Source organism: Bradyrhizobium sp. MI1.3 (assembly GCF_055811695.1).
Map to the genome: position 1 here is coordinate 1 of NZ_JBVVPQ010000201.1, position 1,329 is coordinate 1,329.

Genomic DNA, 1,329 nt, shown 5'->3' on the forward strand with positions numbered 1-1,329 from the left:
GGATACCGCATTTCCGTTTTTTCGTCTGGGGCTGTCCCTGGTCTAGCGTCGGGCGTCGATCGGATGATCGGCCACATAATGGATTTCAGGATTTCCCCTGCCGTGGTCCCGCCTTCACTTCTGCACGATTAATGTCTGCGACTGCCCCCTGATCTTGATTGCAACAAAGGGGGCTGTGGGCCGGTCGAGCGCACCTCACGACTCGAGCGGTCCACAGCCCCCAACGATGTCACGCCTGTCGAGGTGGCATGAGCTCGCGATTGATCGCCCAAATGAAGGCGGATAGCTCTCGGGCAATCGCCGTGACGATTACGGTTCGCCGCTTGCCCTTCCGCTCGAGTGAGCGGAAGCGTCCGCACAGCCTGGTTTGCGCTTTCCACGCAATCTCGCGCGCGACTCTCGGTGCGGCCTCCACCTTTGGCTGCTTGTCTCGGCTCACGCGCGGCGGATATCGATAGCTCCAGGCCGCCTCTACAAGAATACGTCGCGCCCGCCCATTACCGGCTTTGGTGATGCCGCCTCGCTTGACTTGGTCGCCAGTCGAGTTTTCTGTGGGCACCAGACCCAGATAGCCCATCAACTCGCGCGGATTTTGAAAGCGGGATAGATCACCGATCTCAGCCAGCACCCCCACAGCCGCAATGAGATCAATCCCACGCACCGCCTGCAGGGCCGACACAACCTCGGCGAGCGACCACTCGGGTACTACCTCGCGGATGGCATCTTCCAAACGCTCCAGCCGCTCACTTTCCTGGCGTATCCCCTCAAGTAACTCTTCGAATGCGATGCGCTGCTCGCGATGCTCGAGCTTCTGCGACATGAGCCATCTCATGTGGGCTGGTCCCCACGTTGTCTTGCCCGGATAGATGCGTCCCAGCCGCAGCATCAATGACGAGATCTGTTGACGCTTGCCCTGGAGGTCCTTCTTCACTGCTTGACGGGCGCGCGAGAGATCGCGCATAGCCTCATGGCGCTCGTCCGGCACCCACACCGCCGTGAGCTCGTCCGCGCGCAACAGCTTGGCGAGGCTTACCGCATCGCGCCGGTTCGTCTTCACTCGATCGCCGGCCTTCTTCGGAACGAGCGAGGGGGCCACCACCAGGCAGTCATGGCCGAGGCTCTTGAGCAGTCTGTAGAGACCGTATCCTGTTGGCCCTGCTTCGTAGCAAAACGTCAACTGACAGCATTTCGCTGCAAGCTTTGCCACCAGCTTTCGGATCGCTGCCTCCGTGGCAGGAAACTCCCCGAGATATCGTACCTCGCCGCCACGGCCGCCATCGGCAATGGCTATAGCATTGCGCGATTTTGACGTATCGATTCCGACAAAGA

1 protein-coding gene is annotated in these 1,329 nt (G+C 60.6%); it reads right to left on the reverse strand.

The features are described from left to right. Positions 1 to 229: 229 nt before the first annotated feature. The coding region (locus AC0L3A_RS40615; RefSeq protein WP_473256569.1) for an IS110 family RNA-guided transposase at positions 230 to 1,329 on the reverse strand (1,100 nt) is incomplete at its 5' end.